Source organism: Chryseobacterium indologenes, assembly GCF_002025665.1.
Taxonomy (GTDB): domain Bacteria; phylum Bacteroidota; class Bacteroidia; order Flavobacteriales; family Weeksellaceae; genus Chryseobacterium; species Chryseobacterium metallicongregator.
In genome coordinates this window covers 231748-245851 of sequence record NZ_CP018786.1, presented here as the reverse complement: position 1 = coordinate 245851, position 14104 = coordinate 231748, and the positions used below count along the sequence as shown (strand labels likewise).

Here is a 14104-nt window from a genome sequence, read left to right as displayed (position 1 = left end):
AAATGAAAAACATTATTATTACAGGAGGTGCCGGGTTCATCGGCTCCCATGTTGTAAGAGAATTTGTAAAAAACAATCCGGACACTAAGATCATCAACCTTGATGCTCTTACCTACGCCGGAAATCTTGAAAACTTAAAGGACATTGAAAATGAACCCAATTATGTTTTCGAAAAAGCAGATATCACAAAACCGGAAGAACTTAGAAAAGTTTTCGAAAAATACAATCCGGATGCAGTTGTACATCTAGCAGCAGAAAGCCATGTAGATAGGAGTATTACAGATCCAATGGCATTTATCAATACGAATGTAAACGGGACCGCTAATCTTCTGAATCTTTGCAAAGAGTTCTGGACATTAAATCCTGACCATACCCACGGCAGATTCCCGGATGAAAAAAGAAACAATCTTTTCTATCATATTTCTACCGACGAAGTATATGGGAGTTTAGGGGAAACAGGATTCTTTTTAGAAACAACATCGTACGACCCGCAATCTCCGTATTCAGCATCCAAAGCAGCTTCCGACCATTTGGTAAGAGCTTACGGAAACACCTATGGAATGCCTTTCATTGTTTCCAATTGTTCTAATAACTATGGCCCGAATCATTTTCCTGAAAAACTGATTCCGCTTTGTATTTCAAATATTATCAACGAAAAACCACTTCCTATTTATGGGGATGGAAAATATACCAGAGACTGGTTATTTGTAATTGATCACGCCAGAGCCATTCATCAGATTTTTAAGGAAGCCAAAACCGGAGAGACTTATAATATCGGAGGATTCAATGAGTGGCAGAATATTGATCTTGTAAAAGAGCTGATCAAACAAATGGATTCCAAACTGGAAAGACCGGAAGGCTATTCTGAAAAACTGATCACTTTTGTAAAAGACAGACCAGGCCATGATAAACGTTACGCCATTGATGCTACAAAATTAAATAAAGATTTAGGCTGGAAACCATCGGTAACTTTCGAAGAAGGTTTAGGAAAAACCATCGACTGGTATCTTGAAAACAAAGAATGGCTTGAAAATGTAACCTCAGGAAATTATCAGGATTACTACAACAAGCAATACAGCTAAATATATTGCTATTGAGATAACAGAGAAATAAAGCCTTTGTACTCAACAGAAATTCAACTCACAACACAAAAGAAATAAGCGCAACACGCACCAAAACATGAAAGGAATAATATTAGCCGGAGGATCCGGAACAAGACTATACCCTCTAACGATTGCAGTAAGCAAGCAACTGATGCCTGTTTACGACAAACCCATGATCTATTATCCGCTCTCCACACTACTTTTAGCAGGAATCAAGGATATTCTGATCATTACAACTCCACATGACCAGGCTGGTTTCATCAAACTTTTGGGCGACGGCTCGCAAATTGGCTGTAATATAGAATATGTTGTACAACCAAGCCCGGATGGTTTAGCACAAGCCTTTATCCTGGGTGAAGATTTTATAGGTAATGATCCCGCAGCACTGGTATTGGGAGATAATATTTTCTATGGTTCCGAAATGGGAACTTTATTGAAAAATAAAACCAATCCGGAAGGAGGAGTTGTTTTCGCTTATCACGTCGCAGACCCTGAAAGATATGGTGTAGTAGAATTTGATAAAAATCTGAAAGCCGTTTCTATTGAAGAAAAACCTTTAAATCCAAAATCAAACTACGCAGTTCCCGGACTTTATTTCTATGATAATAATGTAGTGGAAATTGCAAAAAATATCAAACCTTCTGCAAGAGGTGAACTGGAAATCACAGATATCAACAATGTTTACTTAAACAATGGAAAGCTTGAAGTAGCCGTACTGAACAGAGGAACTGCATGGCTGGATACAGGAACATTTGACTCTCTTCATGACGCTTCAGAATTTGTAAGTGTTATTGAAAAAAGACAAGGATTTAAAATTGGCTGTATTGAAGAAATTGCCTTCAGAAATAAATTCATTGACGAGGAAAAGCTGCTTGAAACAGCCACTAAATATGGTAAAAGTGGATACGGCGAATACCTGAAACAACTTGTCGGAAAATAACAAATATAATTTATAAAATTCATAGACTATTGGCTTTATGGCCAATAGTTTTTGTTCATACGCTCAAATATCAATATATTAGTTGTTGATTTTTAGTTTTATTGACTATGAAAATTCATAAACTAAGAGATACAGTAAGAATTAATTATTATAAATTTGCAAAAACTTACACAGATGAATGAACCACAACAAAAGTGGACTGAGACGATTGATGCAGATCATTCGTTATTTGACTTGAAGCTAAAAGAAGTCTGGAGATACAAAGATCTTGTTTATATGTTTGTAAAAAGAGATTTTGTGTCCAGCTTTAAGCAAACTATTTTAGGGCCAATCTGGTTTTTTATTAATCCTATTCTCACCACTATCGTCTATCTGGTAATTTTTGGAAGAATTGCCAAATTACCTACAGATGGAGCTCCACCCCTTCTTTTCTATCTGGCAGGAGTTACTCTCTGGAATTACTTTTCGGCATCATTACTTGCTACCTCATCTACTTTTACAGGGAATGCGGGAATTTTCGGAAAGGTTTATTTCCCAAGACTGGTTACTCCATTGTCTATTGTTATCTCCAACCTGATGCGATTTGGAGTACAGCTTATTTTATTTATTCTTGCATGGGCATATTATTATAGTAAAGGAGAGGCTCATCCTAATATCTGGATTCTTGCAACGCCATTTCTTATATTCTTAATGGCCCTTTTTGCATTAGGAGTTGGAATGATCTTTTCTTCACTTACTACAAAATATAAAGACCTGAGTATGCTTCTGGGTTTTGGAGTAAGTCTATATATGTATGCAACTCCAGTGATATATCCTGTTTCATCACTACCAGGGTTCTTTAAAAAGTTGGCTTATTATAATCCTTTAACCGGTATTTTTGAATGTTTTAAATATGCTTGGATAGGCGTTGGAGACTTTTCTCCTGCCATGCTGGGAATTAGTACTGCTATTATTCTTATCCTTTTAATGATAGGAATTGTTGTTTTCAATAAGGTTGAAAAAACCTTTATGGATACTGTATAACCTTTGTTGGTAAATTTTTTTATTAATTTAATATCTTTTAGAATATGCTGTCTTTAAAAGCAGAAAATATATCCAAACAATATCGCCTGGGGCAAGTCGGGACAGGTACTCTCTCTCATGACCTTAACAGGTTCTGGCATAAAGTGAGAGGAAAGGAAGATCCTTATCTTAAAATTGGTGAGGCCAATGACAGAACCACAAAAGGATTATCAGACTATGTATGGTCTCTTCGTGATATTAATTTTGAAATCGGACAAGGAGATGCGGTTGGAATTATCGGCAGAAATGGTGCTGGGAAATCAACACTACTCAAGGTTTTAAGTAAAGTCACAAAACCTACAACAGGAAAGATCTATACAAACGGAAGAATAGCATCTCTCCTCGAGGTAGGAACAGGATTCCATCCTGAAATGACAGGAAGAGAAAACGTTTTCCTTAATGGTGCTATTTTAGGAATGACAAGAAAGGAAATCAAAAGGAAGTTTGATGAGATTGTAGATTTTTCCGGTGTTGAAAGATATATAGATACTCCTGTGAAAAGATATTCTTCAGGAATGTATGTCCGTCTGGCATTTGCCGTAGCAGCTCATTTAGAATCTGAAATCCTTATCGTAGATGAAGTTCTAGCAGTAGGAGATGCAGAATTTCAAAAAAAATGTCTCGGTAAAATGAATGATGTAACGAGAGAAGAGGGACGAACCATTCTTTTTGTCAGTCACAACATGACAGCCATTAAAGAGCTATGCACAAAAGGTATACTTTTAAATCAAGGACAAATTAGCTATCAAGGAGACATTCTCAATACAATCATAGAATATCAAAAAAGCAGCGCAAGAGAAAGTTCTTACCAGTATAATGGTAATCTGAACGAAGCTATAGGTAATGAAAATATCAGAATAAAAGAATTTTCAGTATCTCCTATTAATGGGGATTTACTAGATATTGATTCCGGAGTACATGTAAAACTTATTTTTCATAATTTCTGTCCGGATATTACCCTTGACACAACTTTTGAACTCAAAAATTATGAAGAATTGGTCATCTTTCATGTTGGGAAAGCTGTTGCAGAGAACAACAACTCAAAAATAGGTGAATATACTGTAGAATTTGATATTCCTGCTGGGCTTTTGAATGCCGGAAACTATTATTTCAAGCTTTACTTTGGGAAAGATCAAAAAATACTTTTATACGGAATTGATGAATTTATTGGATTTGAAGTAGAAAATGTAAAAGTTGGAACAATGATGCATATTTACCCAGGCGTTACAAGACCATTTTTTGAATACAAAGTACAAACACCATGATCCCGAAAATAATAGAACTCCCCAAAATATATGATAAAAGAGGAAATTTATCATTTTTTGAATATCCCAATCAACTTCCTTTTGAGATACAAAGGACATATTGGGTATATGATGTTCCTGGAGGAGAAGTAAGAGGAAGCCATGCTTTCAAAGAGCAGCAAGAATTTATTATTGCCCTTTCAGGAAGTTTTGATGTGGTCCTTCATAATGGAAAAGAAGAGCAAAGGTTTTCTTTAAACAGATCATATTACGGATTATATATTCCTAAAATGTTCTGGCGAAGATTGGAAAATTTTTCAACCAATTCATTAGCACTTATTGTCTCTGACAGGAAGTATGATGAAAATGATTATATAAGAGATTTCGAAGAATTTAAAATACTGACTGATGAAAAATAATATTTCTGTATTTGATTGTAGTGTTATTGATTTAGGTAAGATCAGTTTTGACGAAGGCAACCTTACAGTGGTTGAAAATAATTCATCATTTCCGTTTAATGTAAAAAGAGTTTTCTATTTATATGATATTGCGGGAGGAGAAAGCAGAGGCTCACACTCCCACAAAGAATGTCATCAGTTCCTGATTGCAACAAGCGGCAGCTTTGAAGTTTCTCTGGATGATGGGAAGTTCAAAAGGCAAGTCTTTTTGAACCGTCCTGATTTAGGATTACATATTCCTCCCGGCATCTGGGCTTCAGAAATTAATTTTTCTTCAGGAGCTATTTGCCTTGTATTAGCTTCACATACATATAACGAAAAAGATTATATCAGAAATTATGAGGACTTCTTAAGTTTTCATCAACTTACCCTTGTAGAATATACTCCAGAAATACTTAGTAAATCCTGGGATTGGCTCAATGAGCCGGAAATTAAACATTTAACAAGCACTCCTGATTTTTCAAAAGATGATCAGCAAAAATGGTTTTCTTCACTCAATCAAAATCCTACATATTGGGTCAAAGGTATCCGGTACAACAATAATATTATCGGTGTTGCCGGTCTTAAAAATATAAATATTGATGAAGGATCTGCCGAATATTTCGGATATATTGGAGAAAAGGAATATTGGGGAAAAGGATTAAGCACTGAAATTTTCAAACACATTTTTAAATTTGCTAAAGAAAAACTCAATTTAAAAAGCCTATATCTAAAAGTTATAGCGGAAAATACAAGAGCTATAAAAGCTTATGAGAATGCAGGTTTTTTAAAACAGAATTCTACAGATTCTAATATAATCATGTCCATAAACTTATAAGATGGCTATTGAAATAAAAAAGTACAGAAAAGAGTATTATGATGAATGGAATCAATTCATCATAGAAAGTAAAAACGGACTTTTCTTTTTTGCCAGAGATTTTATGGAATACCATTCAGATCGGTTCAAAGATCATTCACTTCTTATTTTTAAAAATAATAAGATCACAGCTGTACTTCCTGCCAACGAATCTGAAAAACAGATTATCTCTCATGGCGGATTAACTTTTGGATCTTTAATTATATCCCATACTGTAAAAACCAGTGAAGTTCTGGAAATTTTTAATGAAATAAAGAAATACTATTCTGAGCTTTCTTTCAATGAAATAATATACAAAGGGATTCCCCATATTTTTCATAAATATCCTGCGGAAGAAGATTTGTATGCACTTTTCCGTAGTGATGCCAATCTTTACAGAAGAGATATTTCATCGGTTATCGATCTTTCACATCCAATCCGATTTTCAGAGACCAAAAGACAATTGGTAAGAAAATGTAAAGAAAATAATGTAATTATTACAGAAAATACAAATTTTGAAGAATACTGGAGCTTACTGTCCTCTGTTCTTCAGAAATTTGATACAAAACCAGTACATACAATAGAGGAAATCACTATTTTAAAAGAAAAATTTCCAGAAAACATAAGACTTTTCGAGGCTAATCAGGATGGCAGGATTTTAGCTGGTATTGTTATTTTTGATTTTGGAAACACCATTCATACTCAGTATATGGCAGCCTCATCAGAAGGAAGAAAAGCAGGAGCATTGGATTTTATCAATCATTTTCTTTTAGAAAAATTCAAAGACAGAAAATATTACAGTTTTGGAATTTCTACAGAAAACCAAGGCAAGTATTTAAATGAGGGGCTAATTCAGCAGAAAGAAAACATGGGAGCAAGAGGAATTGCTTTAGATTTTTATTCAATTAAACTTTAAACTATGATTAAATTTCTTGATTTACAAAAGGTAAACTTACAATATCAAAACGAAATAGAAGCTAAGCTTTTAGAAGTCTTCCGCTCCGGATGGTATCTTATGGGTAATCAGCTTGCTAACTTCGAAAAAAATCTTTCAGATTATATCGGAGCCAAACATGCTATTGGGGTTGCCAATGGCCTGGATGCTTTAAGACTTATTTTAAGAGCTTATATAGAACTAGGAGTAATGAATATCGGAGATGAAATTATTGTTCCATCCAATACTTATATTGCTTCTATTTTAGCTATTTCAGATAATGGTTTAATTCCTGTTTTGGTAGAACCGGAAATTAACACGTATAATATTGACATATCAAAAATTGAAGAAAAAATAACTTCAAAAACTAAAGGTATTCTTATTGTTCATCTTCAGGGTAGAATTATATTTTCTGATTCACTTAAAGAAATTGCAAGAAAGCATAACCTCAAAATTATAGAAGATAATGCTCAGGCAATAGGAGCAGAATGGAAAGGAATAAAATCAGGAAATCTTGGTGATGCAGCTGGTTTCAGTTTTTATCCAGGCAAAAATCTTGGTGCTTTGGGAGATGCAGGAGCCGTAACTACCAATGATGATGATTTAATGAAAGCCATCAGAGCTTTAGCCAATTATGGTTCCAATCAAAAATATGTAAATATATATAAAGGATTAAATTCCAGACTTGATGAAATTCAGGCAGCCGTTTTGGATATTAAATTAAAGTATATTGACAACGAAAATAAAATAAGAAGAGAGATTTCAAAGCGTTTTATTGACGAAATAAAAAATCCGGCAGTCATTCTGCCAGAATATCCGGCTGATGAAAATGAACATGTCTGGCATGTATTTGTTATCCGCTCCGAAAGAAGAGATGAGCTACAGTCTTATCTTACAGAAAATGGTGTGCAGACTTTAATTCACTATCCTATTCCACCCCATAAGCAAGAAGCCTACAAAGATTGGAATGGCCTGTCCTTCCCAATAAGTGAAAAGATACATCAGGAGGTTTTAAGCCTACCGATAAGCCCTGTAATGACCCACGATGATATAGAAAAAATAATCTCAGAATTAAATGATTTCAAATAAAAAGCTTATTAATATTGATAAGATTCTGAAAAAGAATTTAAAGCAAGCTATAATCAAAAAAAATTATGACTTTGCTTTACGATTAATAGAGTTATCTACACATCTAAAATATAATTATGCATTTAATGATACTCTATATGATCAAGAATTAGAAGGCTCTTTGAAACAAATTTCCAATTCTCTTTTTAAATCAGAAAAAATAATTCCCAACGAAAATGTTGTTTTATTCTATGATTACTTTGGCTATGATAACAGAGGATTAACTCAGCAATATCTAAGGGCATTACTAAGACTTAATAAACGAATTATTCTTGTCTTTGAAAATAAAAACAGACATTATAAAAACGAAGCAATTCTAGCCGAGATTGAGAACTATGATAATAAAGAAATTTATTATTTAGAAGGTAATAACAGAATAGAGCTGTGTGCAAACCTCATCAAAATTATCTTAGCAGAAAAGCCTGAACATATTTTAATGCATTTAATTCCCTGGGATACCATTGCTTATATGGCTTTCTATAAGGTACAAGGGATTAAAAGATACCAAATAAATTTAACGGATCATGCATTCTGGCTTGGGGTAGACATTACAGACATCAATATTGAATTCCGTTCATTTGGACAAAATTTATCTGAACAATTAAGAAATATTCCTAGTTATAAAAACAAAATACTACCGTATTATCCTATTTTGTCAGAAACTCCATTTCAAGGTTTTGATTTTGATACTAAAAACAAAAAAATAATATTTTCTGGAAGTACATTTTATAAAATTCTGGGAAATAACTTAGAATTCCTTGAAACAATACATAAGATTTTACAATTAGATGAAAATCTAATTTTCGTATTTGCCGGAAGTGGAAATGGTACAGCCATTCATAAATTTATTGATGACAATAAATTAAACAACAGAATATTCTTAATTGGCGACCGCTATGATTTATATGAAATTATGAAAAATGTAGATTATTATATTTCTACTTTTCCCTATATAGGTGCCTTAATGACACAAATTGCTGTTGCTTCAGGATTACCTGTTTTTGCTTATGTACATCCAAAAAATCTGGTAAGTGATATAAAAGATTTATTTTACAAATCTGATAGATTTAAAAACTTTGATAATTTAGATACATTAGTAACGGAATTTTCTATTGAATACAAAAAAAACACTCCAAAATCACTTTATAATAATCTGATGATTACTGAAGAAGAATTTTCTGAGAATTTACAAAAAATATTTAATGGAGAAAATCCGATGTCATTTTTAGAAAAGAAGTATGATGCATTTGAATCCTATCAAACATTTAATACCTTAATGATTGAAGCCGAAAACCTATATAATCCTGTTTTTGAAAATACCATTAATAAATTTTTAACGGGTAGCGAAAGATTTAAAATGTTTCAGGATTATAAATTAAGTTATTATAAAAAAGTTTTTAAAGAAAACAAAATAACATTTTTAAAAACAATATACTATCAAATAACAGGAAAAATATGAATTTTTTAAAGAAATATATTGTCAATTTTTTATTCGATGTACTGAATTCAAAGGCTTATAAAGCTCACACTCAAAATAAAATTAGTGAGTGGGCTAAGAAAAGTTTCAAAAGCTTTGGATCTAATTCTATATTACCTGAAGAACACTGGATAAAAAATCCTAAATATATTTCAATAGGAAAAAACTTCAGTTCTTTATTTCATTTACGATTAGAGGCCTGGGATCGTTTCCAAGGTCAAGAATTTCATCCTGAAATTGTAATTGGAGATAATGTGGTATGCAATTCCGATGTTCATATTGGAGCAGTCAATAAAATTGTCATAGGAAATAATGTCCTTATGGCCAGCAGAATATACATTTCTGACCATTCCCATGGTAATATAACAATTGATGATCTGGAAAATACTCCTGCTACAAGACCTTTATATTCAAAAGGTCCTGTTATTATTGAAGATAACGTTTGGATTGGTGAAGGAGTATGTATACTTCCAGGGGTTACCATTGGTGAGAATTCCATTATAGGCGCCAACTCTGTAGTAAATAAGAGTTTCCCAAAAAACTCAGTCATTGCAGGAATTCCCGCCAGATTAATAAAAACATTAGAAAACTGATTATGAAAAAAATAAAACCCCTTGCATTTTATCTCCCTCAATATCATCCCGTCCCGGAAAATGACGAATGGTGGGGAAAAGGTTTTACAGAATGGACCAATGTAAGCAAAGCCAAGCCTTTATTCGAAGGACATGAACAGCCTATATTCCCTGCAGATCTTGGATATTATGATCTGCGTGTTCCTGAAGTAAGAGAACAACAGGCCCAGATGGCAAAAGATTATGGAGTACATGGGTTTATCTTTTATCATTACTGGTTTGGCAGCGGCAAACAATTGCTGGAACGTGTTGCAAATGATGTACTGAAATCAGGAAAACCGGATTTCCCTTTCTGCTTCTGTTGGGCCAATGAAACATGGTCAGGAATATGGCACGGACTGTCAGAGAAAATACTGGCAGAACAGACCTATCCTGATGAGCAGGATTTAATTGCTCATTTCGAATATCTGCTTCCTTTCTTTAAGGACGAAAGGTATATCAAAGTGGATAATAAGCCTCTTTTCATCATTTATGATCCTAATCATTTAAATGAAGGAGATCCAAACTATATCTCAAAATTCAGAGAGCTTGCCAGAGAAAACGGATTTGATGGATTGTACGTGATGGCTTCCAATAAACTTTCTGATGCCATTGATTTTCAATCTATGGGATATGACAGTAAAATTTCCAATGCCTTTCAGAAAGCCTGGGTACCGCATATTAATAAAAAGGAATACATCTCGCATTCTCAATATTATAAAAATAGAATAAAAGGATTAATTGGATTTAAGAAAAAAGAACAACCTAAAGTCAGAATTCAGGATGCTCAAGAGGTCGTAAATGACTTGAAATTTGAAGAAAGCAATGTTCCTACCTATCCATGTATACTACCTAATTGGGACAATACCCCAAGAAGCGGGTACAGAGGCATCATATTGGCTAATAATTCTCCGGAACTATTCGAAAAGCAGATTGAGAAGGCAGTAGAATATCTTGAAGATAAAAAAAATTATCCAGAGCAGTTTCTTATTGTTAAATCATGGAACGAATGGGCAGAAGGAAACATCCTGGAACCGGACAGAAAAAATGGCTTCGGATATTTGAATGCATTAAAAAAAATCTTGAATAAACACAGTAGAAATGAGTAAATTCAGTATTCTTATTGCCAATTATAATAATGGTCACTTTTTTGAAAAATGTTACCAGAGTTTAATGGCTCAGACTGAAACAGACTGGGAAGCAGTAATTTTGGACGATGGCTCTACTGATGATTCTCTTGAAGTCATAAAAAAAATTATAGGCAATGATCAACGGGTTAAAATCAATCAAAATGATCAGAACAGAGGAATCGGATATACCAAAAAGAGATTAATACAGCTTGCTGAATCTGAAATATGTGGTTTTTTAGATCCTGATGATGCGTTGACACAACACGCCCTGGAATCTGTTGTAAAAACCCATGCTGAATACCCTGAAGCAGGCATGGTCTATTCTAATCTGGTATTTTGTGATGAACATCTTAATCCGAAATCAGTACATAAAGCTAAGCAGATTACTGAGCTGGATCACTCATACTATAATTTTAATGGAGAAATTTCACATTTTGCAACTTTTAAAAAAAAGATATACGAAAAGACTTCCGGTATTGATCCATTTTTAAAAATCGCTGAAGATAAAGACTGGTACATGAAAATGTGCGAAGTAGCTCCCGTAAAATATATTGATGAAGATTTGTACCTGTACAGAATTCATCAAAATGGAATATCTACCACAAAAAATACAGAAAAAGCCCTTTTCTGGCATTGGGTAGCTCTTATTAAAATGGCGGAAAGAAGAAATATCAATATTGAAGATCTTTTTCTGGAAAATTATATCCCGAAAAACAAATACAAATATACCCTTGATAAGCTGGATCGTGTGAAGAATTCACGATGGGCAAAACTGGGAAATAAACTTGGACTATTTAAAATCTTCAGATACCTGTAAGATTTTTTAAACCGTTTAGATAAAAATATATGATTATTGGCAATGGAATTTTGGCAACAGCCGTAAGACCTTATGACAGGGAAGATATCCTTTTTTTTGCATCCGGGGTTTCCAATTCTCTGGAAAAGAATCCGGCAGAATTCGAAAGAGAAATCACTCTGTTAACAAAAGTGACAGAAGAATTTCCGGATAAAAAACTGGTTTATTTTTCAACCTGCAGTATTTATGATCCTACAAAAAAAGACAGTCCATACGTTAATCATAAACTTAATGCTGAAAAACTCATTACGGAGCACTGCAAAAACTTTATCATTTTCAGAATTGGAAATGCAGTAGGCCGTGGAGGAAATCCAAACACGTTGATTAACTTCCTTAAGAACTCAATTGTGTCCGGAACTCAATTCACAATACACAACAATGCAAAGAGAATTCTCATTGGCACTGATGATATTGCTTTATTTACAAAACAGTATATTGATGTACTGAACAATGAAATTATTAATCTCACCTACCCTTATCAGTACTCTCTTCCTGAAATCTTGTTTCAGCTGGAACAGCATTTAGGAAAAAAAGCAGTGTTTGAAAATATTGACGAAGGTTCTTATTATAACATAGAATTTAATCCCCGTACAGAATCTTTTTTCACTGGAATTTCTTCTGAGGATTATTTAAAAAAATTATTTTCAGCATATTTATAAAGTAAAACATATTGAATGACAAATAAAGTTTCCATTATTGTTCCCTGTTTTAATCATGCAAAATATCTGGAAGAATGCATACAGTCTGTGATGACCCAGTCTTATACGAATTGGGAATGCATTATTGTAGATGACGGTTCTACTGATGATACAGCAATAGTATCCAGAAAACTTGAAAATGATAAAATACGCTATGTTTATCAGGAAAACAAAGGGCTTTCCGGTGCCAGGAATACGGGGATAAGAAATGCTACAGGAGATTATATCCTGCCTCTTGATGCAGATGACACGCTTAATCCGCTGGCTTTAGAAAAGATGATTGCGGTATTTGATCAGAATCCTGATACTTTAATTGTTTTTTCAGATACCATTACATTTGGCCATACCAGCAAAAAATCAAATTTACAGGAAACGTTCACCCTTCAGGAATTGCTTTTGGGAAATAAATTATATTGTACTTCTCTATTTGCCAAAAAATATTTTGATGAAGGTATTATTTATGACGAAAAATTAAGACACGGATTTGAAGACTGGGAATTCTGGATACAGCTTATATCTTCACACAGAAACCAGCCCATCACAAAAATTGATTATGTTGTTTTCAATTACAGGTCTCATCCGGACACTTCCATGATAAAAGACATTACCGGCAACAATGATAAAAAAGAGTTTATTTATCATGCCGTATATGAAAAACACAAAGCACTGTTTCATGAATTTTTCCCCAGTTATATAGCCCTTTTGAACAGAAAAACGTTTTATGAAAAAAAACTGGAGAATATATACAACAGTAAACCTTACAGAATATTTAACTTTTTAAAAAATTTATTTAGATGAGTCAGTTTGTACACGTGATCATGACAAGATTCAATGTTCCTACAAAAGGTTGGAACGAAACACGTTCAGGGTATAAACCCCTTACAGAAGAATGGCTGGATGACCGATTCAAGTTATTCAGAACTTACGTACTTCCTTCCTATAAAAACCAAACCAATCAAAACTATATCTGGCTAACTTTTTTTGATATTAATACGTCCGAGAAATTCAGAAAAATCATCAAAGAAATCGAAGCAGAATATCCTGTTTTCAGAGCCGTTTTTGTAGAAGATTTTGATGCAATGAAAACCAAAGCAGTAGAAGTAATTCCTCAATTTTTCACTCCTGACACAAAATTTGTAATCACCAGTGAACTTGATAATGATGACATGCTTCATCAGGACTATGTAAAAACTGTTCAAGAACATTTTAAACCGATTCATGATCTTGTTATTGATTTAAGAAGAGGATATCAGCTAACAATGCTTCCTGGTCGTAAAGCGGTCGTAAATGTGTATAATGCGGTCGTAAACCCATTTGTAAGTCTCGCAGAAAGTGTGGATAACTTCAAAACCATGTTAAAAGAAAGAGCTCACAATAGTTATCGTCATTATCCGGATTTCTCTGTGGAAGACAGCAAGGAAATGTACATACAGATCATCCATCAGTACAACTTGATGAATGTCACTTTTAAACATAAAGCTGTTCCTGAGGTTGATTTTTCAGAATATGGAATGACTGAAGACACAAAATTTACAATTGACGGTTTCAAAACATTTCAGCATAATATTGCCAGAGTACCTTTTGTAATGGGACTTATTCTGAAAAAAGTTTTTAAAAGATAAGATCTG

At 33.6% G+C, this 14104-nt stretch carries 15 protein-coding genes; all 15 read left to right on the top strand.

Features of this window, described 5'->3' with window-relative positions; translation table 11 throughout:
* Positions 1 to 2 precede the first annotated feature (2 nt).
* The 15 genes from rfbB (at position 3) to BUE84_RS01020 (ending at position 14098) form a co-directional block, all read left to right on the top strand.
* Positions 3 to 1082, top strand: coding sequence for a dTDP-glucose 4,6-dehydratase (rfbB, locus tag BUE84_RS01090; protein ID WP_079240169.1), 1080 nt, complete (start codon positions 3 to 5; stop codon positions 1080 to 1082).
* 97 nt (positions 1083 to 1179) lie between these two features.
* Complete coding sequence (rfbA, locus tag BUE84_RS01085) at positions 1180 to 2043, top strand: glucose-1-phosphate thymidylyltransferase RfbA (protein WP_079240168.1); 864 nt, start codon at positions 1180 to 1182, stop codon at positions 2041 to 2043.
* A 174-nt stretch (positions 2044 to 2217) separates the two neighbouring features.
* Positions 2218 to 3066 carry an ABC transporter permease gene (locus BUE84_RS01080; RefSeq protein WP_034691447.1) on the top strand — a complete coding sequence of 283 codons (849 nt, stop codon included), beginning with the start codon at positions 2218 to 2220 and terminating at the stop codon, positions 3064 to 3066.
* A gap of 44 nt (positions 3067 to 3110) precedes the next feature.
* Positions 3111 to 4370 carry a polysaccharide ABC transporter ATP-binding protein gene (locus BUE84_RS01075; RefSeq protein ID WP_079240167.1) on the top strand — a complete coding sequence of 420 codons (1260 nt, stop codon included), beginning with the start codon at positions 3111 to 3113 and terminating at the stop codon, positions 4368 to 4370.
* Entirely contained in the window at positions 4367 to 4768 is a 402-nt protein-coding gene (locus BUE84_RS01070) for a sugar 3,4-ketoisomerase (RefSeq protein WP_079240166.1), read from the top strand. Before BUE84_RS01075 ends, BUE84_RS01070 begins: the two co-directional genes overlap by 4 nt.
* Complete coding sequence (locus tag BUE84_RS24980) at positions 4758 to 5624, top strand: GNAT family N-acetyltransferase (RefSeq protein WP_079240165.1); 867 nt, start codon at positions 4758 to 4760, stop codon at positions 5622 to 5624. Before BUE84_RS01070 ends, BUE84_RS24980 begins: the two co-directional genes overlap by 11 nt.
* Position 5625: 1 nt before the next feature.
* Entirely contained in the window at positions 5626 to 6558 is a 933-nt protein-coding gene (locus BUE84_RS01060) for a GNAT family N-acetyltransferase (RefSeq protein WP_079240164.1), read from the top strand.
* 3 nt (positions 6559 to 6561) lie between these two features.
* Positions 6562 to 7665 carry a DegT/DnrJ/EryC1/StrS family aminotransferase gene (locus BUE84_RS01055; RefSeq protein ID WP_079240163.1) on the top strand — a complete coding sequence of 368 codons (1104 nt, stop codon included), beginning with the start codon at positions 6562 to 6564 and terminating at the stop codon, positions 7663 to 7665.
* Positions 7652 to 9163 (top strand): glycosyltransferase family 4 protein, encoded by a 1512-nt coding sequence (locus BUE84_RS01050; protein ID WP_079240162.1) that lies wholly within the window; start codon positions 7652 to 7654, stop codon positions 9161 to 9163. The genes BUE84_RS01055 and BUE84_RS01050 overlap by 14 nt, the downstream gene beginning before the upstream one ends.
* Positions 9160 to 9774, top strand: a complete 615-nt coding sequence (locus BUE84_RS24975) for an acyltransferase (RefSeq protein ID WP_079240161.1) — start codon at positions 9160 to 9162, stop codon at positions 9772 to 9774. Before BUE84_RS01050 ends, BUE84_RS24975 begins: the two co-directional genes overlap by 4 nt.
* A gap of 2 nt (positions 9775 to 9776) precedes the next feature.
* Complete coding sequence (locus BUE84_RS01040; RefSeq protein WP_079240160.1) at positions 9777 to 10901, top strand: glycoside hydrolase family 99-like domain-containing protein; 1125 nt, start codon at positions 9777 to 9779, stop codon at positions 10899 to 10901.
* Positions 10894 to 11739 (top strand): glycosyltransferase family 2 protein, encoded by an 846-nt coding sequence (locus tag BUE84_RS01035; RefSeq protein WP_079240159.1) that lies wholly within the window; start codon positions 10894 to 10896, stop codon positions 11737 to 11739. Before BUE84_RS01040 ends, BUE84_RS01035 begins: the two co-directional genes overlap by 8 nt.
* Before the next feature lie 29 nt (positions 11740 to 11768).
* Positions 11769 to 12437 carry an NAD-dependent epimerase/dehydratase family protein gene (locus BUE84_RS01030; protein ID WP_079240158.1) on the top strand — a complete coding sequence of 223 codons (669 nt, stop codon included), beginning with the start codon at positions 11769 to 11771 and terminating at the stop codon, positions 12435 to 12437.
* Between the two features lie 15 nt (positions 12438 to 12452).
* Complete coding sequence (locus BUE84_RS01025) at positions 12453 to 13274, top strand: glycosyltransferase family 2 protein (RefSeq protein WP_079240157.1); 822 nt, start codon at positions 12453 to 12455, stop codon at positions 13272 to 13274.
* On the top strand, positions 13271 to 14098 hold the full coding sequence (locus BUE84_RS01020) for a glycosyltransferase (protein ID WP_079240156.1): 828 nt from the start codon (positions 13271 to 13273) through the stop codon (positions 14096 to 14098). Before BUE84_RS01025 ends, BUE84_RS01020 begins: the two co-directional genes overlap by 4 nt.
* Positions 14099 to 14104 lie beyond the last annotated feature (6 nt).